Source organism: Pararhizobium sp. A13, from assembly GCF_040126305.1.
GTDB lineage: Bacteria > Pseudomonadota > Alphaproteobacteria > Rhizobiales > Rhizobiaceae > Pararhizobium.
The window spans coordinates 2708264-2734845 of the sequence record NZ_CP149510.1; the positions used below are offsets into that span (position 1 = coordinate 2708264).

The 26582-nt window shown below is 61.8% G+C and carries 28 protein-coding genes and 1 pseudogene; 11 read left to right on the forward strand and 18 right to left on the reverse strand.

Features of this window, described 5'->3' with window-relative positions; translation table 11 throughout:
- Positions 1-44: 44 nt before the first annotated feature.
- Complete coding sequence (locus tag WI754_RS13295; protein ID WP_349433913.1) at positions 45-632, forward strand: GNAT family N-acetyltransferase; 588 nt, start codon at positions 45-47, stop codon at positions 630-632.
- A gap of 17 nt (positions 633-649) precedes the next feature.
- Here the strand turns inward: WI754_RS13295 and WI754_RS13300 are convergent, their stop codons facing one another.
- Both WI754_RS13300 and WI754_RS13305 read right to left on the reverse strand, forming a co-directional pair.
- A complete protein-coding gene (locus WI754_RS13300) occupies positions 650-1291 on the reverse strand; it encodes a hypothetical protein (RefSeq protein ID WP_349433914.1) in 642 nt (213 codons plus the stop codon).
- Positions 1292-1293: 2 nt separating this feature from the next.
- Complete coding sequence (locus tag WI754_RS13305; RefSeq protein WP_349433915.1) at positions 1294-1566, reverse strand: DUF3572 domain-containing protein; 273 nt, start codon at positions 1564-1566, stop codon at positions 1294-1296.
- Between the two features lie 167 nt (positions 1567-1733).
- On the opposite strand from WI754_RS13305, the gene WI754_RS13310 reads away from it, so the two are divergent.
- Together WI754_RS13310 and WI754_RS13315 are read left to right on the forward strand one after the other, a co-directional pair.
- Complete coding sequence (locus WI754_RS13310) at positions 1734-2105, forward strand: response regulator (protein ID WP_003547430.1); 372 nt, start codon at positions 1734-1736, stop codon at positions 2103-2105.
- A gap of 85 nt (positions 2106-2190) precedes the next feature.
- Positions 2191-3558 (forward strand): PleD family two-component system response regulator, encoded by a 1368-nt coding sequence (locus tag WI754_RS13315; protein WP_349433918.1) that lies wholly within the window; start codon positions 2191-2193, stop codon positions 3556-3558.
- 718 nt (positions 3559-4276) lie between these two features.
- Here WI754_RS13315 and rpmG read toward each other — a convergent pair.
- From rpmG to WI754_RS13365, 10 genes and pseudogenes are all read right to left on the reverse strand, one after another.
- A complete protein-coding gene (rpmG, locus tag WI754_RS13320; RefSeq protein ID WP_018325943.1) occupies positions 4277-4444 on the reverse strand; it encodes a 50S ribosomal protein L33 in 168 nt (55 codons plus the stop codon).
- 91 nt (positions 4445-4535) lie between these two features.
- On the reverse strand, positions 4536-5720 hold the full coding sequence (locus WI754_RS13325) for an MFS transporter (protein ID WP_349433920.1): 1185 nt from the start codon (positions 5718-5720) through the stop codon (positions 4536-4538).
- Between the two features lie 13 nt (positions 5721-5733).
- The gene (locus WI754_RS13330; RefSeq protein ID WP_349437808.1) at positions 5734-6354 is read right to left on the reverse strand and encodes a hydrolase; all 621 of its coding nucleotides are present in this window, start codon (positions 6352-6354) and stop codon (positions 5734-5736) included.
- An 86-nt stretch (positions 6355-6440) separates the two neighbouring features.
- Positions 6441-6902, reverse strand: a complete 462-nt coding sequence (locus WI754_RS13335; RefSeq protein ID WP_349433922.1) for a DUF983 domain-containing protein — start codon at positions 6900-6902, stop codon at positions 6441-6443.
- A gap of 45 nt (positions 6903-6947) precedes the next feature.
- Entirely contained in the window at positions 6948-9323 is a 2376-nt protein-coding gene (rnr, locus tag WI754_RS13340) for a ribonuclease R (RefSeq protein ID WP_349433924.1), read from the reverse strand.
- 2 nt (positions 9324-9325) lie between these two features.
- On the reverse strand, positions 9326-12007 hold the full coding sequence (gene topA, locus WI754_RS13345; RefSeq protein ID WP_349433925.1) for a type I DNA topoisomerase: 2682 nt from the start codon (positions 12005-12007) through the stop codon (positions 9326-9328).
- A gap of 542 nt (positions 12008-12549) precedes the next feature.
- Positions 12550-13695 (reverse strand): annotated as a pseudogene (locus WI754_RS13350) (DNA-processing protein DprA).
- A gap of 6 nt (positions 13696-13701) precedes the next feature.
- Positions 13702-14313, reverse strand: a complete 612-nt coding sequence (plsY, locus tag WI754_RS13355; RefSeq protein WP_349433926.1) for a glycerol-3-phosphate 1-O-acyltransferase PlsY — start codon at positions 14311-14313, stop codon at positions 13702-13704.
- 27 nt (positions 14314-14340) lie between these two features.
- Entirely contained in the window at positions 14341-15624 is a 1284-nt protein-coding gene (locus WI754_RS13360) for a dihydroorotase (protein ID WP_349433928.1), read from the reverse strand.
- A complete protein-coding gene (locus tag WI754_RS13365) occupies positions 15621-16562 on the reverse strand; it encodes an aspartate carbamoyltransferase catalytic subunit (protein ID WP_037121922.1) in 942 nt (313 codons plus the stop codon). The genes WI754_RS13360 and WI754_RS13365 overlap by 4 nt, the downstream gene beginning before the upstream one ends.
- Before the next feature lie 200 nt (positions 16563-16762).
- Here WI754_RS13365 and WI754_RS13370 point away from each other — a divergent pair, with 200 nt between their 5' ends.
- On the forward strand, positions 16763-18412 hold the full coding sequence (locus tag WI754_RS13370) for an acyl-CoA dehydrogenase family protein (RefSeq protein ID WP_349433930.1): 1650 nt from the start codon (positions 16763-16765) through the stop codon (positions 18410-18412).
- On the opposite strand, the gene WI754_RS13375 is transcribed toward WI754_RS13370, so the two are convergent.
- A complete protein-coding gene (locus WI754_RS13375; RefSeq protein ID WP_349433932.1) occupies positions 18394-19329 on the reverse strand; it encodes an AEC family transporter in 936 nt (311 codons plus the stop codon). The two genes, WI754_RS13370 and WI754_RS13375, sit on opposite strands and share 19 nt — an antisense overlap.
- 171 nt (positions 19330-19500) lie before the next feature.
- Here WI754_RS13375 and WI754_RS13380 point away from each other — a divergent pair, with 171 nt between their 5' ends.
- Both WI754_RS13380 and WI754_RS13385 read left to right on the forward strand, forming a co-directional pair.
- Positions 19501-19656, forward strand: coding sequence for a hypothetical protein (locus tag WI754_RS13380; RefSeq protein WP_349433934.1), 156 nt, complete (start codon positions 19501-19503; stop codon positions 19654-19656).
- Positions 19653-19997 carry a DUF6105 family protein gene (locus WI754_RS13385; RefSeq protein WP_349433936.1) on the forward strand — a complete coding sequence of 115 codons (345 nt, stop codon included), beginning with the start codon at positions 19653-19655 and terminating at the stop codon, positions 19995-19997. The genes WI754_RS13380 and WI754_RS13385 overlap by 4 nt, the downstream gene beginning before the upstream one ends.
- Here WI754_RS13385 and ruvX read toward each other — a convergent pair.
- Positions 19934-20428: a Holliday junction resolvase RuvX gene (gene ruvX, locus WI754_RS13390; protein ID WP_349433937.1), complete on the reverse strand. Its 495-nt coding sequence runs from the start codon at positions 20426-20428 to the stop codon at positions 19934-19936. The two genes, WI754_RS13385 and ruvX, sit on opposite strands and share 64 nt — an antisense overlap.
- Before the next feature lie 82 nt (positions 20429-20510).
- Here ruvX and WI754_RS13395 point away from each other — a divergent pair, with 82 nt between their 5' ends.
- The 5 genes from WI754_RS13395 to WI754_RS13415 all read left to right on the forward strand — a co-directional run bounded on the left by WI754_RS13395 (position 20511) and on the right by WI754_RS13415 (position 24197).
- The gene (locus WI754_RS13395) at positions 20511-21215 is read left to right on the forward strand and encodes a metal-dependent hydrolase (protein ID WP_349433939.1); all 705 of its coding nucleotides are present in this window, start codon (positions 20511-20513) and stop codon (positions 21213-21215) included.
- A 115-nt stretch (positions 21216-21330) separates the two neighbouring features.
- Positions 21331-21618, forward strand: coding sequence for an Asp-tRNA(Asn)/Glu-tRNA(Gln) amidotransferase subunit GatC (gene gatC / locus WI754_RS13400; RefSeq protein ID WP_349433941.1), 288 nt, complete (start codon positions 21331-21333; stop codon positions 21616-21618).
- Between the two features lie 44 nt (positions 21619-21662).
- Positions 21663-23144 (forward strand): Asp-tRNA(Asn)/Glu-tRNA(Gln) amidotransferase subunit GatA, encoded by a 1482-nt coding sequence (gene gatA, locus WI754_RS13405; protein WP_349433942.1) that lies wholly within the window; start codon positions 21663-21665, stop codon positions 23142-23144.
- A 23-nt stretch (positions 23145-23167) separates the two neighbouring features.
- Positions 23168-23656: a GNAT family N-acetyltransferase gene (locus tag WI754_RS13410; protein ID WP_349433943.1), complete on the forward strand. Its 489-nt coding sequence runs from the start codon at positions 23168-23170 to the stop codon at positions 23654-23656.
- Positions 23657-23687: 31 nt separating this feature from the next.
- Entirely contained in the window at positions 23688-24197 is a 510-nt protein-coding gene (locus WI754_RS13415) for a GNAT family N-acetyltransferase (protein WP_349433944.1), read from the forward strand.
- A 73-nt stretch (positions 24198-24270) separates the two neighbouring features.
- Here WI754_RS13415 and WI754_RS13420 read toward each other — a convergent pair whose 3' ends face one another.
- The 4 genes from WI754_RS13420 to WI754_RS13435 form a co-directional block, all read right to left on the reverse strand.
- Positions 24271-24528, reverse strand: a complete 258-nt coding sequence (locus WI754_RS13420; RefSeq protein WP_349433945.1) for a YjhX family toxin — start codon at positions 24526-24528, stop codon at positions 24271-24273.
- Positions 24529-24722: 194 nt separating this feature from the next.
- On the reverse strand, positions 24723-25631 hold the full coding sequence (locus tag WI754_RS13425) for an NAD(P)/FAD-dependent oxidoreductase (RefSeq protein ID WP_349433947.1): 909 nt from the start codon (positions 25629-25631) through the stop codon (positions 24723-24725).
- Positions 25632-25709: 78 nt separating this feature from the next.
- On the reverse strand, positions 25710-26162 hold the full coding sequence (locus WI754_RS13430) for an Rrf2 family transcriptional regulator (RefSeq protein ID WP_349437809.1): 453 nt from the start codon (positions 26160-26162) through the stop codon (positions 25710-25712).
- A 75-nt stretch (positions 26163-26237) separates the two neighbouring features.
- Positions 26238-26546 carry a DUF1294 domain-containing protein gene (locus tag WI754_RS13435; protein ID WP_349433948.1) on the reverse strand — a complete coding sequence of 103 codons (309 nt, stop codon included), beginning with the start codon at positions 26544-26546 and terminating at the stop codon, positions 26238-26240.
- Between the last annotated feature and the right edge of the window lie 36 nt (positions 26547-26582).

Consider the following 26582-nt stretch of genomic DNA (forward strand, 5'->3'; position numbering starts at 1 on the left):
TTACGCCGTAAACTTCCGAGTCTCAAGACGAAAAGGAAGGGAACGTGACGCCGGGAGATTTCGAAGCACGGCCGCTTACGCCGGATCGCTGGGATGATTTTGCGACGCTTTTCGGACCACAGGGCGCCTGCTATGGCTGTTGGTGCACCTATTTTCGCGTCTTAGCGAAAGACCGACAGGAAATGAATGCGGATGCCAAGCGCATGTTCATTCACAAGCGGGTGGCAGAAGGGCCGCCGCCCGGCCTGCTCGGCTATTGCGACGGGCAGGCCATCGCCTGGGTGCAGGTCGGACCGCGCGCCGATCTGCCGCAATGGAACTCGCCGAAAACGGTATCGAGGCCGCTTTCTCCCGGGGACGCGACGGATCCCGCGGTCTGGGCGGTCAGTTGCTTCTACATGCCGCGCCAACAGCGCGGGAAGGGGGTGAGCCACAGAATGCTGTCGGAAGCCATCGCCTTTGCCAAGGACAATGCGGCGCGCGTTCTGGAGGCCTGTCCGATCGACAGGACCAAACAGTCGAAATCGATTGGCCTTTTTGTCGGTTCGACCCGCATTTTCGAGGCCGCCGGCTTTGCGGAGGTGGCCAGGCGCAAGGATGGGCGGCCGCTGATGCGTCTGGAGCTGCGGTGATGGAAACGACGCCGAAGCTAGCGGGAAATATGGGCGCGGATGATCCGCGCCACTTCCGTCCAGTCGCCGGCTTTGGTCACGCCTTCCCCGGGATCCGGCGCCAGCGGTCGGAAATCAGCATTGACCATGAGATTGACGAGAAGGCAGTCTGGGGCGTGTTCGCGAACGGAATGAAGGTTGCGCGAGATATCATCGATGAAAGCGAAGGGAAGCTTGCGTCCGGCGTGCAGCCGCTTGACGATGGGACCTTTCGCGTCCTCGGTGGCAACCAGCGGATAGCGAAGACTGAAACGGTCGAGCAGGGCGCGGCGAACGGCAGCGTGGCGAGGCGGCATGGCTGTGAGGAAAACGATATCCGCCTCTCCGGCGAGTTCGGCCAGCGTCTCGACCGCGAGCGCCGCCGGCGTCTGCCAGTCCTGCTGCCGCAAGAAGAATTCCTCCTGCAGGGCCGAGACCAGATCGTCGGCAACCGTCTCGCCGCTCTCGATTTGCACGATATTGCCATGCAGGCGAAACGATCGCGGCAAGAGGTCGCGGCCGGAAGCGCGCAGGAAATTGCGGAACGGCGTCAGGAATTCGAGCACCACCTCGTCGATATCGCAGATGATCAGCGGCCGGTTCGTCAGCCGGACATGGTCCAGGGAGAGCACATCCGCCACCGTCAGAAATCCCCCGGATTGTCGGGGCCGGACAGAACCATGTGCGCGCGCACGACGTCTTCCGGCGGCGTGCCGGTCGCCGCGCAGAAGGAAAGCAGCGTCGGCTCATGGCCCATCAGGAAATCGACAACGCCTGCCAGAAAGCCGGGATCGGCTGCGGCATGGCGCAAGGAGGATGCATCGGTCCCCGTCAATGCCAGGAAACGTCCAAGCAGCTCCGGCTCGTTTGCCAGCCATGAGAGGACGGTGATCGCTGTTTCTTCTGCGGGTGTCAAGGGCGTCTGTCCTATCTTTCCTTCCGGTGATTTTTTCACCGAATATTACCTGTTTTTCAACCAAATAGCTTTAGCGTCAGGTTTCCGGGAACAGGTGAAATCATCCGCGCGCAACTTATCTGGATGCGCCGGGCTTGCAAGCCGGAGCCGCAAAACAAGGGATCGAAATGCCCAAGCAGGTGATGATTGTTGAAGATAACGAGCTGAATATGAAGCTCTTTCGTGACCTGATCGAGGCGTCCGGTTACACGACCATCCAGACCCGCAACGGTATGGAAGCCCTTGATCTTGCGCGAAAACATCGCCCGGACCTGATTCTGATGGACATCCAGCTTCCGGAGGTTTCCGGGCTCGAGGTGACCAAGTGGCTGAAGGAAGATGACGAATTGCACGTGATCCCCGTCATTGCCGTCACGGCCTTTGCCATGAAGGGCGACGAGGAGCGTATCAGGCAGGGAGGCTGCGAGGCCTATGTCTCCAAGCCGATCTCGGTGCCGAAATTTATTGAAACGATCAAGACTTATTTGGGCGACGCCTGAAGCGGCGCCGAGCGGCTATCGGAGGCCGCTTTAACGAGTTTTGCGTTTGATGCAACGTCAAGCGCTCATTGGCAGGAAAGATTGCATGACCGCGCGTATTCTTGTCGTCGATGACATCCCGGCCAATGTCAAGCTGCTCGAAGCGCGGCTCGTGGCCGAGTATTTCGACGTGCTGACGGCCGCCGACGGTTATCAAGCGCTGGCAATCTGCGACCAGCAGCCGGTCGATCTGATCCTGCTCGACATCATGATGCCCGGCATCGACGGCTTCGAAGTCTGCGAGCGCCTGAAGGCGAATTCTCGCACGGCGCATATCCCTGTGGTCATGGTGACGGCGCTCGACCAGCCGTCCGACCGGGTGCGCGGCCTGAAGGCCGGCGCCGACGATTTCCTCACCAAGCCGGTCAACGACTTGCAACTAATGTCGCGCGTCAAGAGCCTCGTGCGGTTGAAGAACGTCAGCGATGAGCTGCGCCTGCGCGCCGAGACGGCCCATAGCGTCGGTCTGCAGGATCTGACCTTCACCGATCGGCCCGACGAATTCGGCAATGTCCTCTTGGTCGATGGCCGCGGCAGCTCACAGGAGCGGCTTACCCGTGCGCTGCAGCCTGTGGCTCGGGTGACGGCGATGTCCGATCCGCAGGCCGCACTTTTCGAGGCGGCCGAAAACAGCTTCGATCTCGTCATCATCAATTCGAATTTCGACAGCTACGATCCCTTGCGGCTCTGCTCGCAGCTCCGCTCGCTGGAACGCACGCGTTATATTCCGCTCCTGCTGATTGCCGAGCAGGGGCATGAGGAAATGGTCGTGCGCGCGCTCGATCTCGGCGTCACCGATTATCTGATGCGTCCGGTCGATCCCAACGAGCTCGTCGCGCGCAGTCTGACGCAGATCCGCCGCAAGCACTGCAACGACCGGCTTCGGGCGAGCGTCAGACAGACGATTGAGCTTGCGGTCACCGATGGGCTGACCGGGCTGCACAATCGCCGTTATCTCGACAGTCATCTGAAGCTGCTGGTCGATCGTGCCATTGCTCGCGGCCGGCCCTTGTCGATCTGCATCACCGATATCGACCGGTTCAAGAGCGTCAACGATACCCATGGACATGACGCCGGCGACGAGGTGCTGCGCGAATTTGCGCACCGGGTCCGCTCGACAGTGCGCGGCGCCGATCTCGCATGCCGGTTTGGCGGCGAAGAATTCGTCCTGGTCATGCCGGATACGCCCGCCGATGCGGCTGCCGCCATTGCCGAGCGTCTGCGCACGATCGTCGAAGACAGGCCTTTCTCTCTCCAGAACGCCGACACTATTCTGTCGATAACCGCGTCTCTTGGAATAGCCACGCTCAATCCGGGGGGCGACACGCCGGAGGCATTGTTAAAACGCGCTGACACCGCGCTCTACCAGGCCAAGAACAACGGCAGGAACCAGGTGGTTGCCGCCGCAGCCTGAGCCGAACTGGCACAAAATTTCCGCATATGGCGCAGTTTTCCACAGAAAAACGGATTTAGCTCGCTTGGTTTACCTGGCTAAGCGTCAAACGCGTCGGCGTCGCACACTGCATGTCATGATTGCTGTCCAAAGCCATGGGATATCGGCGCGGCGTGCATTGATGAATTGTCTGTTTCTAAAATTAAAATAATGAATTCAATATATTATGGCGATTGAAATAGCTGCCTGATTTTTTCATATTGCTATTCGCCTATTTTATGAAAATATCATATTACTTTTACGAAGCAGTGATCTGGGGCCAGGCACAGTTCGAAAATCGTGTAGCGCATATGTAAGGCAATGGTAAAATTAACCATGTCTGCGCTCCCCCTTGGGCTTTGGTTAAGAATTCATTGATTTTTTTTTATTTTAGGTCAATTCTCATCGGTAAGGGAGGATCAACTCCCGTCGACTACCCCATGATGTCAGGTCCGCCGCATCTCCTGGGTCGTGGGGTTTGTCGGCTGATCTGTAACCAATGCGGTTCCTCGTGCCGCGGTTTCGATCAGTCGACACCCATTGAAACGCCGTCCCTGCCCGGGGACGGCGTTTTGATTCGCGGCAGCGCCGGCGAGGGGGATCGCGAAGTCACCAGACCGACACACCTTCCGGCACAAGCGCAAAAAAAAAGCGCCGGGCTTTTCAGCCGGCGCCTTTGCATTCCAAATGGAACCAGATCTTACTTGATCTTGGTTTCCTTGAATTCGACGTGCTTGCGTACGACCGGGTCGTACTTTGTAAAGGACATCTTGTCCGTCTTGGTGCGGCTGTTCTTGGAGGTTACGTAGAAGAAACCCGTGTCGGCCGTCGACAGCAGCTTGATCTTGATTTTTGCAGCTTTCGCCATGGTCGTCCTGCCTTTATAAAAAACAAAGCCGCGGACATCCAAGGCGGGTCCCGGCAAACTTGGCGCGAAACTACAAATCGCGCCCGAAAAGTCAAGTCCGTTTTGGGTTGAAAACGATCCTGATCACGGAAAGTACCACATATAGCCCGAAGAAAGCGGCGATCGCCCAGGCAAAACCGTCGTTGCCGGTAATGTCCATGGCGGCTCCAATGGCCTGCGGGCCAGCCACAGTGCCGACCGCATAGGAGAAGATGAAGGCGGCATTGGCGGCCGCAAGGTCGGCGCCGTGCAGGCGCGAGCCGAGATGGCTCAGACCCACGGTATAAAGGCCCGAGACGCTGCCGCCCCAGAACAGGAGTACGACCGCCATCAACCACCAGTTGCCTTGCAGCATCGGCAGACACAGCGCGCCGACCAACCCGACGACAGTCATCATAGCCAGAAGATTGCGGCGGTCCTTCATGCGGTCCGACAGCATGCCGAGCGGGATCTGGAAAATCACATTGCCGACGCCCATGACGGTCAGGAGCAGCGCTGCCTGCGATTCGGTGAAGCCGCCGCGCGTTCCGTAGATCGGGAAGAGCGAGAGGCCGCCTGATTCGACGGCGCCGAAAATGAAGACTGCGGCCGTCGCGGTCGGCACGAGGAAGACATAGCGCATGAAATGCAGTTCCGGCTTCTCATTAAGCTCCGGGCTTTCATTGCGGGCGATAAAGATCGGGATGGCGGCAAGCAGAATCACGCCGGCGCCAACCGCGAAGGGCAGGATGCCCTCGCTGCCGAGGATCGAGAAGAGCAGGGGCCCGGTCGCAAAACCCAGCGACAGGACGGTGCCGTAGATGCCGAGGACGAGCCCCCGGCGGCTCGGCGGCGCGGTGGCGTTGATCCAGAACTCGGACAGCACGAACAGAACGGTGATCGCACCGTGGAAGACGACGCGCAGCGGGAACCAGAGCCAGAAATTCTCGATGTAGTAGAAACCGATGGCGCTCAGGGCGGACAGGAGCACTGCCATGAGCATCGTGTTGGCGACGCCGTAATCGTGGGCGATTTTCGCCGTAACGGCGGCCGCTGCCATGGAGGCAAGGCCGGCCATGGCCGAGTTCAGGCCGATCAGCGTCGAGGAAATGCCGCGCTTCTCCATGATGATGCTGAGCAGCGGCAGGCCGAGGCCGATCGCGATGCCCACCGCCGTAATGGCGGCGACCGCAGCGATCAGCGATAGCCAGTGTATCTCCTCAACCGGCGCTGGCGTGCCGGACGGCGGCTGTGACATGCAATGAAATTCCTTAGAGAAGGTCTCGGACGAATCGCCCATGACGCGTGTAATAGAACGGCACCGGCCTTCCAAAGGGCAGAGACGCATCGGATTCAAGGCTTGCCCTCAAATCGGCGAGGATGATCCCGGTGATGTCGGGCATGCGCACGGCCGAAACATCGTTCACATCAATCCATCTCAAATCTTCGAGCTCCCGGCTGTCGCGGATATCCGCGGGTCCCACACCTGCCTCGTCCGTGAAAAGGGCGAAAAAGTGGGTGTCGAACCGGCGCGGAAATCCCGGAGGGGTAATCGCCCGTGCCATATAGCGCAAGTTTGTGAGATCGGGAAGGAAAGGTAACTGAGTGTTTCCGCACTCTTTGCGGCCAACAGCGATGCTGGCCTCTTCGTGGAGTTCGCGAAGGGCGGCAAGGGCGAGGGCGCGTAGCCGGCTTTCGGAGGCGCGTGGCCCGCAACAGGCTTTCAGACGTTCCAGCACGGCCGGATGAATATCGCTGGCCCAGGGGAGTTTATAGTCCGACCTGTCCCTGCGTCCGCCGGGGAACACGTGCAGATCCGGCATGAAGACATGCGCCTTGTTGCGCCTGCCGACAAGCACCCGCACCTGAGCCTGTGAACGATCGAGCAGCATGATCGACGCGGCATCGAGCGGCCGCGGCGAACGAGGTCTCTGCGTGGTGGAGAGCGGGCCTTCGGCCGGCCCGCCGCCGCTGCCCGTCACGCAGTACGGTCCGTGAGGGGCAGAACGTCTTCCGGCGCATCCTCATGGCCGCCGAAGCCGTGCATGCGCAGCGCCCATTGCAGGCCGACGACACCACCCTTGACGGGCTGCATCAGGCCGAGCGAGCCGAGGATGGTGATCGGCACCCAGATGGCCAGGTGGCCCCAGTTGGAGAGCGGCAGGATCATTTCGGTCATCATGAAGCCGCCGAGAACGATATGGCCCATGATCGTCACGACGATGTAGGGAGGAAAGTCGTCGGCGCGATGCTCGTCGAGCCGTTCGCCACAGGCTTCGCAGGCATGCACGGTCTTCAGGAACCGGCCGAAAAGCCTGCCGCTGCCGCAGGCCGGGCAGGTGTTCAACAGCCCGCGCTTGATCGACCGTCCGACGGGTCGCTCAGCCTCGCGTGCCTGTTCGAAGTGGACTGTTTCCGGAGTGCTGCCAGTTGCCTGCATGTCCATATCCTCAATCTGCGGACGCAGGCTTTGCCTTCACGTCCCTTATCGCCTGCCGCGCGGTGGTCGCGTTCCCGGCATCTTGCGGGCGCCGCTGCGATCCCGGCGGCCGGATTTGTGGAAGGAGCGGGTCGCCGTCGGCATCTTGCGTCCTTCGCTGAGCATCTCGAAGCGGAGCGCGCCGGCAAGCGGCACGGCTTCCACCAGTTTGACGCGGACCGGATCACCGAGGCGATAACCGAGCCCGGTTTTTTCACCGGAAAGGGCCTGATGCGCCTCGTCATAGATGAAATAGTCGCGTCCCAGCGTAGATATAGGCACGAAACCGTCCGCGCCATAGGCCGGAAGGGTGACAAATAGTCCCGATTTGGTCACGCCTGATATGCGCCCGTCAAATTCCTCGTTGACCCGGCCGCTCAGGTGATGCGCGATCAGCCGGTCGACGGTGTCACGCTCCGCCGCCATCGCGCGGCGCTCGAAGGTCGAAATTTCCGCAGCGATATCGTTGAGGGCCGTTTCCTCGGCCGGCGTGATACCGCCTTCGCCGAGCCCAAGCGTGCCGACCAGCGCCCGATGCACGATCAGGTCGGCATAGCGGCGGATGGGCGAGGTGAAATGCGCGTATTTCATCAGGTTGAGGCCGAAATGGCCGATATTTTCGGGGCTGTAGATCGCCTGGCTCTGGGAGCGCAGCACCATCTCGTTGACCATGGTCTCGTAGGGCTGGCCTTCGGCCTTCGACAGGATGCCGTTGAAATGGTTGGAGCGCAGGTTGCCGCCCTTGACCAGGGAGAGGTCCAAAGTGGCCAGAAACTCGCGCAGGCTTTCCTGCTTGGCGAGCGACGGCGCGTCGTGGACCCGGTAGACCAGCGGCTGGCGCTTGGTTTCCAGCGTTTCGGCTGCTGCCACATTCGCCTGAATCATCATCTCCTCGATCAGCTTGTGAGCATCGAGGCGTTCGGGCACGAGAACCCGATCGACGGTGCCGTCCGGCTTCAGGATGATCTTACGCTCGGGCATATTGAGTTCGAGCGGCTGGCGGCGTTCGCGACCGCGGGTCAATATGCCGTAGGCATCCCACAGCGGCTTCAGGATGGGTTCGAGCAGCGGCCCGGTCTGGTCGTCCGGATTGCCGTCGATCGCCGCCTGAGCCTGTTGATAGGAGAGCTTCGCCGCACTCTTCATCATGATGCGGTGGAAGGTGTGGCCGGCCTTGCGGCCTTCTTTCGAGAAGCGCATGCGGACGGCAAGCGCCGGCCGGTCGACACCTTGTTTCAGCGAGCAGAGCTCGTTGGATATGCGTTCCGGCAGCATCGGCACGACGCGGTCGGGGAAATAGACCGAATTACCACGCTTCAGGGCTTCCTGGTCGAGTGCCGATTTCGGCCGCACATACCAGGAGACGTCGGCGATCGCGACGGTAACGATGACGCCGCCCGGATTTTCGGGTGATGTATCGGGCTCCGCATGCACCGCGTCGTCATGGTCCTTGGCGTCGGCCGGATCGATGGTGATCAGCGGCAGCGAGCGCCAGTCCTCCCGGTGCGACATGGTGGCGGGACCGGCCGCCTCGGCTTCGCGGATAACGCTGTCGGGGAAAATATAGGGAATGCCGTGAGCGTGGATTGCGATCATCGAGATCGCCTTTTCCGTAGCGACCGAGCCGATGATCGATTTCACCTGCGCGCGCGGCAGGCCGAAGCGGCCGATGCGGGCGATTTCCACCTCGACCAGATCGCCGTCCTGCGCCTGTCCCTCATGACCGGAATCGACCTGCAGTTCCTCGCCACGCTTCTCGATCGGCATGATGCGACCGCCGCCGTCGGGTGACGCACGGAAGACGCCGAGCGCGGCGTTGCCGCTGCGTTTCCTGTCGAGAACCTTGATGATGCGTGCCGTGTAGGCTGGCCCGGCGCGGTCCTTGGACGGGAAAATCTTTGCCAGCACGCGGTCGCCAAGCCCGCCGACCTGCGTCTTGCCCTTGGCCTTGCCGACGGTGGATTGGCGAATAGCGACAGCCGGCGCGACGCCCGCATCCTCCGGCCATTCGGCGGGGCGGCCGATCAGTTCGCCGTCCTTGTCGCGGGTGGTGATGTCGAGCACGGTGACCGGCGGCAGGGCGCCGGGACGCACCAGCGACTTGCGCTTCTTTTCGAGCATTCCCTCTTCTTCGAGCTCACGCAAAAGCGCCTTGAGCTCGACGCGCGTTTCACCCTTCAGGCCGAAGGCCTTGGAAATCTCGCGCTTCGACGCCTTGTCCGGATTGTCGGCGATGAAGCGCATCAGCACGCCGCGCGGCGGCACGGCGCCGTGAATGATCACGGTGTCGTCAGCTGGAACCGGCATCTTCTTGCCCGCGCGTCCGAGGCGGACTGCGGGTTTGCCGGGCCGTTCGGGTCGATCGTGCGGTGTCCTGGTCACGTTCAGCCCTTCTTGGCTTTTGCTGCCGTCTTCGGCTTGGCGGCCGCCTTGGGTTTGGCTGCCGCTTTCGGCTTGGCCGTCTTCGTGGCGACGCCTTCAGCCTTTGCTGCGTTGGGCTTTGCCGTTTTGGTCGCCTTCGCCTTGGTCGTCTTGATACCGCCCTTGGCGATGCGCTCCGCAATGAGGAGAAGCGCATCTTCCAGCGTCACCGCCGCGGGGTCCTTGCCCTTCGGCAGCGTCGCGTTGACCTTGCCCCAGTTGACGTAAGGACCGTATTTGCCGTCGCGGACGGTGATAGCCCCGCCATCCGGGTGGTCGCCGATCTCCTTCAGAGCCGCTGCCGCGGTGCGACCGCGGCCACCAGGCCCCTTCGACTGTTTGTCGGCGAGCACGGAGACGGCGCGGTTGAGACCGATCGAGAAGACGTCCTCGATCGAATCGACATTCGCATAGGTACCGTCATGCAGGATGAACGGTCCGTAGCGGCCGAGGCCGGAGGAGATCATCTTGCCGGTTTCCGGATGGGCACCGATGTCGCGCGGCAAGGAGAGAAGCGCCAGCGCCTTCTCGTGATCGATGGTCGCCGGTGTCCAGCCCTTGGGCAGGCTCGAACGCTTGGCTTCCTTGCCGTCGCCGCGCTGGACATAAGGCCCGAAACGACCGGAGCGCAGGGTGATTTCCTCGCCGGTGTGCGGATCCTTGCCGAGCGACTGCGGTTCGTTCGATACGGAAGCCTCGTCGCCGCCGTTGCTGTCGGAGGAGAGCTGTCGGGTGAAGTTGCATTCCGGATAGTTCGAGCAGCCGACGAAGGCGCCGTATTTGCCGAGCTTCAGCGACAGCTTGCCGGTGCCGCAGACTTGGCAGATGCGCGGATCGCTGCCGTCCTCGCGCTTCGGGAAGACCAGCGGTGCCAGCTCTTCGTTCAAGGCATCGAGAACGTTGGTGACGCGAAGTTCCTTGGTGTCCTCGATCTGAGCGAAGAAGTCCTTCCAGAAATCGCGAAGAACATCCTTCCAGTTCAGCTCACCGGCGGAAATCTGGTCGAGCTTTTCTTCCAGCGACGCCGTGAAATCATATTCGACGTAGCGCGAGAAGAAGCTCTCGAGAAAGGCCGTCACCAGGCGGCCCTTGGCCTCCGGGATCAGCTTGCGCTTGTCGATGGTCACATATTCGCGGTCCCGCAATGTGGCGAGCGTCGCGGCATAGGTGGAAGGACGGCCGATACCGAGTTCTTCCATCTTCTTGATCAGTGTCGCTTCCGAATAGCGCGGTGGCGGCTCGGTGAAGTGCTGGGTCGAGTTGACCTTCTGCTTGGCGAGGTTTTCGCGGGCGTTGATCTCGGGGAGGCGGCCATCCTCGTCGCCGTCATCGCTCTGCTCGCCGTCTTCCTTGGCGTCGGTATAGGCCGCGATGAAGCCGTCGAAGCGGATGACGGAGCCGACGGCACGAAGGCCAGCCTTCTGTCCATTGTTATCGGCAAGGATCTCGACCGTCGTGCGCTCGATCTCGGCCGATGCCATCTGGCTGGCGATACCGCGTTTCCAGATCAGGTCATAGAGGCGCAGCTGGTCGGCATCAAGGAAACGCTTCACCTGGTCGGGCGTGCGGTTGAAATCGGTGGGACGTACGGCTTCGTGCGCTTCCTGGGCATTCTTCGCCTTGGTCGAATAGAGCCTTGCCTTTTCCGGCACGTAACGGCTGCCGAACTGACTGCCGATCGCACTGCGGGCTGCATCGATGGCTTCCGCGGCCATCTGCACGCCATCGGTACGCATGTAGGTGATCAGACCCACTGTCTCGCCGCCGAGATCGACACCCTCGTAGAGCTTCTGCGCCACCTGCATGGTGCGGGACGCGGAAAAGCCGAGCTTGGAGGAGGCCGCCTGCTGCAGGGTCGACGTGGTGAAGGGCGGCGATGGGTTGCGCTTGACCGGCTTCGCCTCGATGCTTTCGACCACGTAAGCAGCACCTTCGAGCAGGGCCTTGAGCTTGCCGGCATCCTCGCCATTGGTAACGGAACGGGGCTGTAGCCGCCTGCCTTCGGCCGATACCAGCCGTGCCTCGAATTCATCGCCGCGCGGCGTCTTCAGGAGCGCCGAGAGGTTCCAGTACTCTTCCGAAACGAAGCGCTCGATTTCGGATTCCCGGTCGCAGACAAGGCGCAGAGCGACGGACTGTACGCGGCCAGCCGAACGGGCACCCGGCAGCTTGCGCCAGAGAACCGGCGACAGGTTGAAGCCGACGAGATAGTCGAGCGCGCGGCGGGCCAGGTAGGCATCGACCAGCGGTACGTCGATATCGCGCGGATTGGCCATGGCATCGAGCACGGCCTTCTTGGTGATGGCGTTGAAGACAACGCGGCTTACCGGCTTGTCGCCGATCAGCTTCTTCTTTTTCAGAAGATCGAGCACGTGCCAGGAAATCGCTTCTCCCTCGCGATCCGGGTCGGTTGCAAGAATGAGGCCGTCCGAGGTCTTCAAGGCATCGCCGATGTCCTTCATGCGTTTGGCGGACGAGCTGTCCACCTCCCACAGCATGGCGAAATCGTCATCCGGCAGGACGGAACCGTCCTTGGCCGGCAAGTCGCGGACGTGGCCGAAGGAGGCAAGCACCTTGTAGCCTGGCCCGAGATACTTGTTGATGGTCTTCGCCTTTGCGGGCGATTCCACGACGACAACATTCATGGTCATATTCTTAGAGCAACCGTTCAAAGCTGTGCCATGCCGGGAAGAGGCGGCACAATGGGAAATATCGAAGCCCCGACATGGACAGGGATTCGCCTGCGGTCAAGTGCCGGGCTGAAAATAAGCCTATACAGCGCTATGCAACCCATGGGAGATTTTGTACGTATTGCAATTAGAGATAAATGCGTTATCGTCTTTGAAGTGTAATCGACCTGGCTGGAAAGAGGCCGAACGGGAGCTTTCAGCCTTCCGATGCGCGCGGCGGCGATGTCACAACCGAAGGGCGTTGAACTGGGTTCCGCTCGGGCATATGCGCCCTGTTTGCGGGCGGAGTTGAATGCACAGCAGGGAAAACCGATGATTCCGAATTCACCCGGCGCCGGCAAGAGAGACGCTCAGACACGTGACAAGATCATCTATATCCGGCAGATCTGGGCGAACTGCGTGGTGTCGCCAGCAACGAGGGCGCTGACATGTTGTGTTACCTGATCGAGATGGCCTTCGTCGAGGCCGGCGACATCCTGTCGGGCAAGCGGCAGCTGTCATTCGCCAATGGCGAGCGAAACAAGGCCGCCGGGATGCCGGTGAAGCCGTCCGGCAAGATCCAGTTCTAAAAGGACGAGGTAGACGGCCGACGCGGAAAGGCCGGTGTGGCCGATGATGTCGTCGATCTCGACGGGCGTTGGCCCAAGCGCATCGGTGATCCGCACGCGATCATTCTCATTCGGCGGCGGCGCCATCGGCTTGGCATCATGTTCGCCCGGTTCCTCCGCCTGCGGCGGCGTGAAAAGGTCGATACGGCTAAGGGGCGCCAGTGCTTGCAGGAATCCTGCGCTTCCGTCGTTACGATCGCCCCCTCCTTCAGGAGACCATTGGTGCCGTGGCAGCGCGGATCGAGCGGCGAGCCGGGCACGGCAAAGACCAGCCTGCCGAAATCGGCGGCATAGCGCACAGTAATCAGCGAGCCGGAGCGGGAGGCTGCCTCGACCACGGCAAGCCCGAGGCGGCGATCAAGCGGTTGCGGCGTGGAAAATCACGGGCACGCGGTTCCCAGCCGAACGGCATCTCGCTGATTGCCAGGCCATTGCCTTCGGTGATCTCGTCCAGCAGACCGCTATTTTCGGGCGGATGGGGCTGGTCGAGACCGCCGGCAAGCGCCGCGATCGTGCCCGTGTCGAGGCTGGCGCGATGTGCCGCCGTATCGATGCCGCGGGCGAGCCCCGACATAATAATGGAGTAGCCCGCACGGCCGACGTCGCGCGCGATCATCGCGGCAGATTTGGTGCCGCTGATCGAGGCGTTGCGCGAACCGACGATGCCGAGCGAGGGCACGGTGCCGATGGCCGGATTGCCCTTGACGGCGAAGAGGGGCGGTGCGTCGTCGATCTGGCGCAGGGCCTGCGGATAGTCGGGCTCCCCGATGCCAAGGAAACGGGCGCCGAAACGATGGGCGCTAGCCAGCTCCTTTTCCGCTTCGGCCACGGTGGCGACACGGATCGCGCGGGTGGAGCCGCCGCCGCGCGACAGTTCGGGCAGCATTTCGAGCGCCGTTTCGGCGGAGCCGAAATGATTGATGAGATCACGAAACGTCACGGGCCGACATTGTCGCTGCGGATCAGCCTCAGCCAGGCAATCCGTTGTCGTTCTGTCAGCGCAATCCCGTTTCGTCCCGCGCTGGCGTTCGATATGCGGTCCTATCCCTTCTGCCCGATCTTGCTTTCCGTTCCGGCCAGCAACCGCTGAATATTTGCCCTATGCTTGATCCAGGTGATGATGGTCATCACCACGAAGAGCAGGCTGATTTTCCCGTATCCTGAAACCAGCAGTACAACCGGAACGACGAGCGTTGCAACCAGTGCCGAAAGGGAGGAGTAGCGTGTCAATCTGGCCATAGCGAGCCAGACGGCGGAAAAGACGAGAACGATGATCGGTGCGAGCCCGAGCAGTACGCCGATATAGGTCGCAATACCCTTGCCCCCCTTGAACCCGAGCCAGACGGGAAAGAGATGGCCGAGGAACGCGGCAAAGCCGGCGGCGATGCCGGCTTCGATCCCCCAGCGTGAAGCGATTGCCGCTGCGGCAGTTCCCTTCAGGGCATCAAGCAGCAAAGTGGCGGCAGCGAGTTTCCTGTTGCCGGTGCGCAGAACATTGGTCGCGCCGATATTGCCGGAGCCGATTTTGCGGACATCGCCAAGGCCGGCCATGCGGGTCAGGATGAGGCCGAAGGGGATGGACCCAAGCAGATAGCCGAAGACCATGCAGCCCAGCGTCGACGCCAGCCCGAGTTGCCAGACAAAAAGTTCCACCGGTTCCCCTCCCGTGGTCCGTCTCGCCTAGATGGCGTGGACCAATTTTCCCGCAACATAAGTTTGAACCGCCCGGCCGGTAAAGCGCGCATTTTCGAACGGCGTGTTTTTCGAACGGGACACGATGGCGTCTTTCGAGACGATCCAGGGTTCGTCGAGATCGATCAGCGTGATGTCGGCCTTGGCGCCCGGTTTCAAAGTTCCGGCGTCGAGGCCGAAGATCTGGGCGGGACGCGTGGACAGGGCATCGATCAGGCGCAGCAGCGGCACGTCGCCGCTGTGATAGAGGCGTAAGGCGGCGGCCAGCATCGTCTCCAGACCGATCGCGCCGTCGGCGGCATCGGCGAAGGGCAGCCGCTTGGTATCGACATCCTGCGGATCGTGCGAGGAGACGATGATATCGATCGTACCGTCGGCAAGCGCCTGGACCATCGCCACCCGGTCGTCTTCACCGCGCAGTGGCGGCGAGAGCTTGAAGAAGGTGCGGTATTCGCCGATGTCGTTCTCGTTCAGCGTCAGGTGATTGATCGAGATGCCGCAGGTGACATTGGTGCCGCGCTTGCGGGCAGTTGCAATCGCCTCGGCGGATTCGGGCAGGGAAATCTTGGCGGCGTGATAGGCGGCCTTGGTCAGGCCGGCGATGCGCAGATCGCGCTCGAGCGGGATAATCTCGGCTTCGCGCGGTACGCCGGAAAGGCCGAGCCAGCTGGCGAGCAGCCCTTCGTTCATCACGCCGTCGGCGCCCAGATACTTGTCACGGGTTTCAAGCGCGATGACGGCGCCGAATTCGCGGGCGTAGGTCATGGCGCGGCGAAGGACGAGCGTGTCGTGCACCGGCCGGCGGCCGTTGGTGAAGCAGACGGCCCCGGCTTCGCGCAGCAGGCCGAACTCGGTCATCTCCTCGCCGTCGAGATGCTTGGTCAGCGCCGCCGCGGGATAGACATTGACCAGCGCCTTGTCGCGCGCCGTCTTCTGCACGAACTGGACCAGGGCGATGTCGTCGATGACCGGATCGGTATCCGGCATGGTGATGATCGAGGTGACGCCGCCAGCGGCGGCTGCGCGCGAGGCGGATTCGATGGTTTCGCGATATTCGCCGCCGGGTTCGCCGACGAAGACGCGGGCATCGACCAGGCCAGGGACCGCGACGAGGCCGCTGCAATCCTTGACTTCGGCACTTTTCGGAGCGCCCTGGGCGCTCTTGCCAGCAGCGAGGATAACGCCGTTTTCGACGATGATCGTGCCTGTCTCGTCGAGGCCGCGCGAAGGGTCGATGATGCGGAGGTTTTTCAGGGCGAGGGAATTGGTCATGCGCGCGGCCCCTGGTTCTGCGAGAGAAGAAGCGTTTCCATCACCGCCATGCGCACCGCGACCCCCATTTCCACCTGTTGCTCGATCACGCTCTGCGGCCCGTCGGCGATCTCCGAGGCGATCTCGACGCCGCGGTTCATTGGGCCGGGGTGCATGACAAGCGCATCGTCCTTGGCAGCTTTCAGCTTTTCAGCGTCGAGCCCGTAATAGCGGAAATATTCGCGCACCGAGGGCACGAAGGAGCCGGCCATGCGCTCGCGTTGCAGACGCAGCATCATCACCACATCGGCGTCCTTTAGCCCTTCTTCCATCGAGTGATAGACCTCGGCGCCCATATCGGCGATGCCGGAGGGCAGAAGCGTCGCAGGGGCGACGACGCGAACGCGGGCGCCCATCTGGTTCAGAAGCAGGATGTTGGAGCGGGCGACGCGCGAATGCAGCACGTCGCCGCAGATGGCGACGATGATGCGCGAGAGCTTGCCCTTCGCGCGGCGGATCGTCAGCGCGTCGAGCAGCGCCTGCGTCGGATGCTCGTGCTGGCCATCGCCGGCATTGACGACGGAGCAGGAGACCTTCTGCGCGAGCAGAGCAGCGGCCCCGGCTGAGGAGTGGCGCACGACCAGCACGTCGGGATGCATCGCATTCAGCGTCATCGCCGTGTCGATCAGCGTTTCGCCCTTCTTCACCGAGGAATTGCTGACCGACATGTTCATGACGTCGGCGCCGAGGCGTTTGCCGGCAAGCTCGAAGGAGGATTGCGTCCGGGTCGAGGCTTCGAAGAAGAGGTTGATCTGCGTCAGGCCGCGCAGCGTCGAGGTCTTCTTTTCTCTCTGGCGGGAAATCTTGACGGCTTCGTCGGCCCGGTCGAGCAGGAGCGTGATGTCCTGTTCCGTCAGGCCCTTGATGCCGAGCAGGTGGCGATGCGGAAAGAAATCCATGGGGAGCCGCCTCATATGGTGAAGTTGCGTGGGTCTATAATGACTGTGGGGCGAACCGGCAAGGCGGAGGCTATGCAAACAGGGCGCATTCCAGTGCTTTTGTGGCCGTTCGGGAGCTTCCCTGAAAATGTTGCGGGAAGCGGCGTTTATCCCGCCCCGGTGCTGTTCCTAAGCACAGGGACTTGGGTTAGAAACGCGACATGACTCTGAACCGAAATGAACAGAAACTCGCCGAACTGAACCAGCCAAAACCCTGGTCGGGAATCAACGCCTTCAGGTCCGATCCGCTCGTGGTCGACATTGCCGCGTCGATGCCGCGGCCTCTGCGCGATGACTTAGAGGCGCTTGGCCGCTATGCGACATCGCCGGAGGCGCAGGACCTGGCGCGCATGGCCAATGAGGGCGTGCCGAAGCTGCGCACCCACGGGCCGCGCGGCGAACGTCTCGACGTGGTCGAATTCCATCCCGCTTGGCACGCGCTGATGCGCCGTTCGATGACGTCGGGACTGCATGCCTCGGCCTGGGAAAACATCGCCGACGAGCGCGGGCGCTCGCACAAAGCGCGGGCGATCCGCTTCTATCTGACGGCGCAGCTCGAATGCGGCCATCTCTGCCCGCTGACCATGACCAGCGCCTCCGTTGCGGCGATCTCGGCGTCGCCGGCGGTTCAGAAGGAATGGGCGCCCAAAATCCTGTCGCGCAAATATGATTCGTCCAATCGCCCTTGGATGCAGAAGTCCTCGGTCACCATCGGCATGGGCATGACGGAGAAACAGGGTGGCACGGATGTGCGCGCCAATACCTCGACGGCCGAGCGGGTCGGCGAAGGCATCTATCGCTTGAACGGCCACAAATGGTTCATGTCGGCGCCGATGAGCGACGCCTTCGTGATGCTGGCGCAGACCCGCGACGGTCTCGGCTGTTTCCTTGTGCCGCGCCTCCTGGAGGACGGCTCGGCCAACGGTCTGCGGTTCCAGCGGCTGAAGGACAAGCTCGGCAATCGGTCGAACGCCTCGTCGGAGGTGGAATTCTCTGACACGTTCGGCTTCGTGCTCGGCACGCCCGACGCCGGCATCCGCACGATTCTCGACATGGTGACGCTGACGCGGCTCGATTGTGCTTTGGCCTCCGCCGGCATGATGCGCGCCTCGCTCGCCGAAGCCGTGCATCATGTGCGTGGCCGCAAGGTGTCCGGCAAGGCGCTGATCGCGCAGCCGATGATGACGCGGGTTCTGGCCGACATGGCGCTCGATGTGGCGGCGGCCAGCGCATTGTCCTTCCGTCTCGCAGAAGCCTTCGACAAGGCCCGCGACAGCGCCGAGGATGCGGCCTATGCGCGGATCATGACGCCGGTTGCCAAATACTGGAGCTGCAAGATCGCGCCCGCGCTGATCTATGAGGCGATGGAATGCCTCGGCGGCAGCGGCTATGTCGAGGAGCGCCCGATCGCCCGGCATTATCGCGAAGCGCCGGTCAATGCGATCTGGGAAGGCTCGGGCAATGTCATGGCGCTCGACGTGCTCAGGGTGCTGACACGCGGCAAGGATCTGTTCGAGCTGCTTTTCCAGGTGATCAGCCGCGATCTCGGCCCGGCTGCGAAAAAGACGGTCGACGTGCTCAGAGCGGCGATGTCGCTCTGCGAGCGCGACGAAGGGGCAGCGCGCATGCTGGTCGAACAGTTGGCGCTCGCTGCCGCCGCGGCCGAACTCTATCGGCTTGGGGCAGGGCGCATTGCCGACGCCTTCCTCGAATCCCGTCTCGCTGCGGGCTGGCGATCGACCTACGGCATGCTCGATTCGCGCTTCGATTCCGCCTACATCGTCGATCTGCTTTATCCGGCGGCGATATAGCCGGTCACGGTCAGCACCAATGGGATTGTGAAGAACGAGACGACCGTCTGCACGGTGGCGACAGCCGCATAGAGCGGCGCATCGCCACCCATCTGCTTGGCGAGCAGATAGCCGTTCATCGCCGTCGGCACACTGGCGCCAAGCGCGATCACCAGCAGGCTGTCGCCGCGAATACCGAAAGCATAGGCCGTGCCGACCATGAAGACCGGCATGACGATCAACTTTAGAAAGACGGCGAGAAGGGCGACAAGGCTCGGCCGCAGCGCGTCCGAAACCTTGAGGCCTGCACCGACCATGACGAGGCCAAGGCTGAGGGACGCGGCGGCCAGCATCTCGATGGCGTTCAGCACCGGTCCGTAGACCGCAATCCCCAAAACGTTCAGCACGATGCCGAGCGCCGAGGCGACGATCAGCGGATTGGTGGCGATCTTGAACGCGAAGAACCTCAGCCCCTTCGGCCCGCCGTTGAAGCCGATGAGAACACCGACATTGTAAAGATTGATCGGGATGATCACCAGGGTCATGACCAGCGCCGTCAGGCTGAGGCCGAGCGGCCCGTACAGCTTCTGCGCGATGGCGAGCGCCATGAAGCCGTTCCAGCGTGTCGCCGTCTGGAAGATGGAGGTGAAGGCGGCGGACGAGACGTGGCGGGCACGAAGCATCGGCCAGAGCAACAGCAGCGCGGCCGACATCAGCGTGACGCTGCCGATCGTCGCCAGCGCCGTTGCATCCGTCTTCATGCCGGCAAAATCGGCTGTCGCCAGCGTCGAGAACAGAAGGGCAGGGAACAGGACGTAGTAACCGAGCTGCTCCAATCCTTCCCAGAGCGTGATGTCGACCAGCGGCGAACGCTTCAACCAGACGCCCAGCGACACGAGCAGGAAGATCGGCAGGATGCTTTCGAAGATGATCGTCATGAAGGGGCCTGAAGGAGGGAGAGACCCATCGATAGACCCTTGTCCACAGGACGGCAACCGCGTCGCGCGGAAATTAACCTTAACGGATGGTTTACGTTGCGTGGTTGGGGTTAAGGGGCAAGAGTGAGGCGCGAAGAAGAATTTAATGATTTCCAGAATGGAGCACGTTCGGTGAGAACTGGCTTGACGATCATCATGATGATGTTTTTTGCGAGCCTCGCGCTCGATCTGACGATCCCCGCCGTCATTCTGGTCGGCGCCATGGCGCTCGACTGGGCATCGTTGCAGCTCAAGCGCGGCGTGATGATTGAGGGGAGAGCGACATGAAATGGTTCCTGATCCTCTGGGCCTGCCCCGTCATCCTGCTCACCGGCTGGTACGGCCTTTCCTACTACGACATGAGCTTCGGCATCTTCATGCTGACCCGCCAGGCCCATGATCTCGTCTTCGCCGTCTACGGCCACGTGCTCGGCCTTCCGCCGGAAACTATCCCGCCGCTTGTCGCCCGCGCCATCGCCTTCGACAGCTTGGTTGTCTTTGCGATCATCGCTTTCCGCAAACGCCGCGAGATTCGCGCCTGGTACAACAGCCGCTTTCCGGCCGTTCAGTCTGCCGAATCCTCAGCTGCGTCCTTCGCCAACGACGTCAATCTGTCGAGCGCCCCTTGAAGAATGAAGGAGGCGGCGGCCGAATCAATCCGGTCGGCGCGTTTCTTTCGAGAGACATCCATCTCGATCAGCACCCGTTCCGCCGCCACCGTCGAAAGCCGTTCGTCCCAATAGACGAAGGGGATGTCGGTCCTCTGCGCCATATTGCGCACGAACGCCTTGGTTGCCTGGGCGCGCGGGCCTTCGGAACCATCCATGTTGATCGGCAGCCCGATGACGAAGGCAGCGATCCTCTCCTTGGCCGCCATGGCGAGCAGCGCTTCGGCGTCGATGCCGAACTTCACCCGCTTGATCACTTCGCGCGGCGTCGCAAATCGCCGGCCGAGATCAGAGACGGAAATGCCGATGGTCTTGGTGCCGAGGTCGAGGCCGCCGATCGCCTGGCCGGGCAGGAGGGTGGATGCGAGTTCGTCTATGGTGAGAACAGCCATGTGATTTGCCGATTCGGTCTTTAAGGACTAGTCGGCAGATCCATATCCGCATCCAGCCGACAAATCACCAAGGAGTATTTTCATGAAGATCAAATGGCTCGGGCATTCCGCCTTTCACATGGAAACCGCCAGGGCGAAAATCCTGATCGATCCGTTCTTCACCGGCAATCCGTCCTTTGACGAATCGACGCGCAAGGATGCGGCGGCCGGACTGACCCATATCCTCCTCACCCACGGCCACGGCGACCATGTCGGCGATACGATCGCGCTCGCCAAGGAGACCGGTGCGACCGTTGTCGCCAACGCCGATCTGGCGGCCTGGCTCGGCTCGCGCGGCGTCAAGGCGCTGGAAATGGGCAATACCGGCGGCACCATTCACCTCGATGGCTTCTCGACCACCTTCGTCAATGCGCTCCATTCGTCGGCGCAGATCACTGAAGACGGCGTCTCGCACTCACTTGGCAACGCAAACGGGCTGGTCCTCCATTTCGAAGACGAGCCGACGCTTTACCACATGGGTGACACCGACATCTTTTCAGACATGGCGCTCATCAACGAGCTCCACCAGCCGGAAATCGGCCTCGTGCCGATCGGCGATCGCTTCACCATGGGCGGAGCCGTGGCCGCGCTCGCTTGCCAGCGCTTCTTCAAGTTCGGCACGGTTATCCCCTGCCACTACGGCTCGTTCGGCATCATCGACCAGACGGCCGACACGTTCGTCGCGGCAATGGACGGCGGAGAGGCGAAGGTCGAGGTCCCTGCCGTCGGCGGTACCGTCTCGTTCTAACCTCTTCTACCCCGCGGAAATGCTCGACGAGGTACGCAACGGGGCGATTCCCCCGTTGCGTGGCGGATGCTTGGTCATTATAGCGGGTAGGAAATTTCGTACTCGGAGAATATCCATGTCAGTTGATCTCGCCACCGTGAAGCGCGTCGCGCGCCTTGCCCGCATTGCCGTCAGCGAACAGGATGCGCAGCGCATGACCGGCGAGCTGAACGGCATCCTCGGTTTTGTCGAGCAGCTCTCCGAGGTGAATGTCGACGGCGTCGAGCCGATGACCTCGGTGACGCCGATGGAGATGAAGAAGCGGGCGGACGTGGTCACCGATGGCAGCAAGGCGGACGATATCGTCGCCAATGCACCGAACGAGGACCGCAATTTCTTCCTCGTCCCGAAAGTGGTCGAATAAGCCCTTCGCCGCCGCCCGAACGTCTCTGATTTTGAAAGCCTGCCATGACCGACCTGACCCGCCTGACTATCGCTGAAGCGCGCAGCAAGCTTAGCTCCAAGGACATCACCGCCGTCGAACTGACGGAGGCCTATATTGGTGCGATCGAGTCAGCCAATGGCGCTCTGAACGCCTATGTCGTCACGACGCCTGACAAGGCCCGCGACATGGCGAAGGCCTCGGACGCCCGTATCGCCGCCGGCAAGGCTGGCGCGCTCGAAGGCATTCCGCTGGGGATCAAGGACCTGTTCGGCACCGAAGGGATCCACACCCAGGCCTGCAGCCATATCCTCGACGGTTTCAAGCCGCGCTACGAATCGACCGTTACCCAGAACCTCTGGAACGACGGCGCCGTCATGCTCGGCAAGCTCAACATGGACGAGTTCGCCATGGGCTCGTCGAACGAGAGCTCCTATTACGGGCCGGTGAAGAACCCGTGGCGCGCCAAGGGCTCGAACCTTGATCTGGTTCCGGGCGGCTCTTCCGGCGGTTCGGCTGCAGCCGTGGCAGCATTCCTCTGCGCCGGCGCGACGGCGACCGATACCGGCGGCTCGATCCGCCAGCCGGCCGCCTTCACCGGTACCGTCGGCATCAAGCCGACCTATGGCCGCTGCTCGCGCTGGGGCATCGTCGCCTTCGCATCCTCGCTCGATCAGGCCGGCCCGATCGCCCGCGACGTGCGCGATGCGGCGATCCTGCTCAAGTCCATGGCGAGCGTCGATGCGAAGGACACCACGTCCGTCGATCTGCCGGTGCCGGACTACGAAGCCTCGCTCGGCCAGTCGCTGAAGGGCATGAAGATCGGCATCCCGAAGGAATACCGCGTCGACGGCATGCCGGAGGAGATCGAGACGCTCTGGCAAAAGGGTATCGCCTGGCTGAAGGACGCCGGTGCCGAGATCGTCGATATCAGCCTGCCTCACACCAAATACGCGCTTCCGGCCTATTACATCGTCGCTCCGGCCGAGGCCTCGTCCAACCTTGCCCGTTATGACGGTGTTCGCTACGGCCTGCGCGTCGACGGCAAGGATATCGCCGACATGTACGAGAAGACCCGCGCCGCCGGTTTCGGCCAGGAAGTCAAGCGCCGCATCATGATCGGCACCTACGTGCTGTCGGCCGGGTACTACGACGCCTACTATCTGCAGGCCCAGAAGGTCCGCACGCTGATCAAGCGCGATTTCGAGCTTGCCTTCCACGCCGGCGTCGATGCGATCCTGACGCCTGCGACACCGTCCTCGGCCTTCGGCATCGCCGACGAGGACCTGGCCTCCGATCCGGTGAAGATGTACCTGAACGACATCTTCACGGTGACGGTGAACATGGCCGGTCTTCCGGGCATTGCTGTTCCCGCTGGCCTCGACCACAAGGGCCTGCCGCTCGGTCTTCAGCTGATCGGCAAGCCGTTCGAGGAGGAGACCCTGTTCAAGACGGCGCATGTCATCGAGCAGGCGGCCGGAAAATTCTCGCCCGCCAAGTGGTGGTGAAATCTGGTTTCCGTCTTCGTGACATGGCTGTCTCGGATGCCGAGGCGGTTGCGCGGGTAGGATTTGAGGCTTGGAAGTCGAACCGCGTTCACCAGCGCTGGTATGTTGAGGATATCGAAACGCGTGTTGAAGAGGGCTTCTTGACGTTTGCCAGAAGGCCGGATGCGGAAGTTGTCGTGGCCTTCGCGGCAAGTGAAGTTGTCGGTTGGGGAGCCCGCGACAGTCGCGAGCATCCCGGCGACCGGGCACGCGGCTGGGACTATATCTCGGATATCTGGGTTGCGCCGCACTGGCAGGGCAACGGCGTCGGCTCGGCGCTGATTGGCGAGTTGCTCGTCAGGATGCGCTTTGAAAATTTGGGTGTCGCGAGCATCGAAGCCGATGCGTCCAACGCGGCGGCTCTTTCTCTTTACAAAAGACGGGGTTTTGCGGAGATCTGGCGAGGCACGGATTTTTCTCCGTCGCTGGGATTGGATCAGGCCAAGGTACGTCTGGAAAAAGCGTTGCTGTGATGCTCTACTTGCGGCGGAAAGGACACGTCGCATGATGATCGTCCGCCTTGCGCGCGAAGATGAAGTTCCAGCCCTTGCGGCCATCGGGCTCGAAGCCTGGGAGAAGGCCGTCTCCGGCGTTGCCGATGCGCAAACGATGCGCCGTGTGGCGGAACTGGCGTTCCTTTCCTTCCTGCGCTCCAAGTGGTTTTCGGTCAGCGTCATCGAGTTCGGCGGTGAAGCCTCCGGCTGGGCCGCGCGCGAAGACAATGACGGCCATATCTCCGATCTCTGGATAAGGCCTGCAGTGCAACGGAACGGCCTTGGCTCTGTCCTGCTGGCCGAACTGGAGCGCCGTATTCTCGCTGATGGGTTCGAAGCGGCCGTCATCAAGACCCATTCGCAAAATGTCCCGGCAATCGGCTTCTTCCGCAAGCACGGATATTCGATCAGCTGGCTTTCGACGGCCTATGCGCCAAAACTCGACAGGGACGTCGAGTCCGTCGGGATGAGCAAGTCGCTGGAAGAGCCTGCTGCCCAATCGGGCCAGCAGTGGTTTTGAGCTGAACGGCAGCGTATCACCTTGTTTTGAAATCCGGCGAGAGCGGCAATTCGCTCTCGCCGGTATTTTCCTGTCAGCGGTTGTTCAACTGCGCACGCACGAGCACGAGGCCGCGTTGAGTGATCCGGTAGGGCTTGCCGCCGGATGATGAGATTGCCTTCTTTCTTTTCAGCTTGCGGAACATCTCCAGACCGAAGCCCGGGTAAAGCCAACCGTCGCGGGTGAAGCAACGGGCACCGTCGATCGACTTGCCGTCCGAGCGGATGATTTCGATGCAGCCGCCCTGGGCCATGAGGTGAAGAATACGCTGTTCGTCGCGTGAAATGTCCATTGATGGTGAGATCCGAGAGGCGTTCGGTTGAACGCATGAAAACGGGTCTGGCGTTCTGTCGAACGTCAGGGCTTCGTTTTCCGGCCCGTGCGCGCAAAGAAACTTGCGGGCAGGGCCCTCAGGCAATCTCAGACAAGGAGAACATCAAAACTCCATAAGGACGGCCGCTTTTTAAGCGAAAGACGACAACGTCGTCAAGAATGCGCGGCTGCGAACATCAGCGACTGATGCGCCCCGAGGCCGGCCATGACACCATCGGCGGAGGCCAACGTGATGTTGCCAAAGGCGCGGGCGATGTCTCCGGCGGCATAGATGCCTGCCACGCTGGTCGCCTTCGATACATCCGTGGCGATGATTTTTCCGGCAGGCGTTTCTTCCAGCGCGCAACCGAAATTTTCAGCAATGGAGCCGCGAATATGCATGTCCGGTCCGACGAACAGCGCCCTGACCTCGAAGTCCCGTCCATTCGCCAGACATATCCGCATCATCTTGCCCGCACCGGTCTCAATCGCGCTGACAAGGCCTGCCTGCAGGCCGACTTGGCGCCTTTCCAGCAGGGCAAGCGCCGCATCGTCCGGTTCCGGCATCCCATTGGTGAACAGGGTTACGTCGCCCCAGTCGGCAACGACGGATGCCTGGTGCGCCGACATGGGATGGGTGGCCAGAACCCCTATCGGGCCGCCACCGATTTCATAGCCGTGGCAATAGGGGCAATGCAGCACCGTCTTGCCCCAACGCTCCTCCAGGCCCGGAATATCGGGCAGTCGGTCTTCCATGCCGCTTGCCAGCAGCAGCCGGCGGGCTGCGATGGGTTTTTGTCCGGCAATGCGAACGTGGAAGTCATCAATGACGCCTTCCGCAGAGTCAGCCTCTCCTTCGACGAAGGTCACGGTCGGATAGGTGGCAAGCTGAGTTCTCGCCTCGGCGAGGATTTCACGGCCAGACTTTCCGTCAAGCGCCAGCGCGCCGTGCGAATGGGCGGCGAAGCGGTTGCGCGGCTCTCCGCTGTCGATGATGGTCACTTTCCGCCGCGCCCGGGCGAGAATATAGGCTGCCGACAATCCGGCAAAACCGCCGCCGATGATGATGGCGTCCTGTTGCATCTGGTTTCCTTTCATGGCTCCGCCCGCCGGAACCTCGGAGGCGAGGTCGGATCGGGCATTCTCTCCAGTGTGGTGCAGTCAGCCGTGCTGCTTCACGGCGGCCCGGTGCTCGGCGAAGCGCCGCTTGAAATCCTCTGCAAGCGTGGCGAGGGTGACTTCACCGAGCCTTGCGATCAGCATTGCTTCGGCATTGCGAAACGCATCGTCCAGCGCATGATTGACGGCCTGCTCGACAAGACAGCCGGGGCTTTCGGTGACGTTGCCCATCTGGAACAGCATCGGCTCGCCGAGCGCTGCATAGATGTCGCGCATGGTCACCTCTTGGAGCGTGCGGGCAAGCATCCATCCGCCGCCATGACCGCGGCCGGACGTGACAAGCCCGGCCTCGCGCAGACCGGCCATGGTTCGGCGAACGACGACGGGATTGGTGTGAAGACAGGCGGAAAGCTCCTCCGAGGTCATCGGGCGATCGCGTTCTGCCATGTGAAGCAGCGCATGCAGCACTGCGGAAAGGCGGCTGTTTCGTTTCATGTAATAATAATAGTTACGAAAAGCAATGCGCGTCAAGCCATGAATGTCGTACTGCCAACCGACGCACGCAACGCCTCAGGACGGAAAGCCGTGAGTAACAAGCACCCATGGCAACGCCAGAAGCCCCACCGAAAGAACTGCGGCGTGCAAGACGAGGATCGTGATCAATCGGGTACGGAACGGTTCCTTGCGGGTCTTGTGCCGCAGAAGCCGCTGGGCGGCCCACGCTCCAATGCTGCCACCGAAAAGCGCAAGACTGAGCAATTGGCTCTCGGCGACCCGCCATGAATTCCCGCGAGCAGCTCTCTTGTCCCACCAGAAGACGCAGAACGTTATGACGTTCAGAAGGAGGAGCACGGCTGCGAGGGACAAGGTTGTCGTCATCGAACTATCTTGCCGGGAATTATTGAATAGATCGCA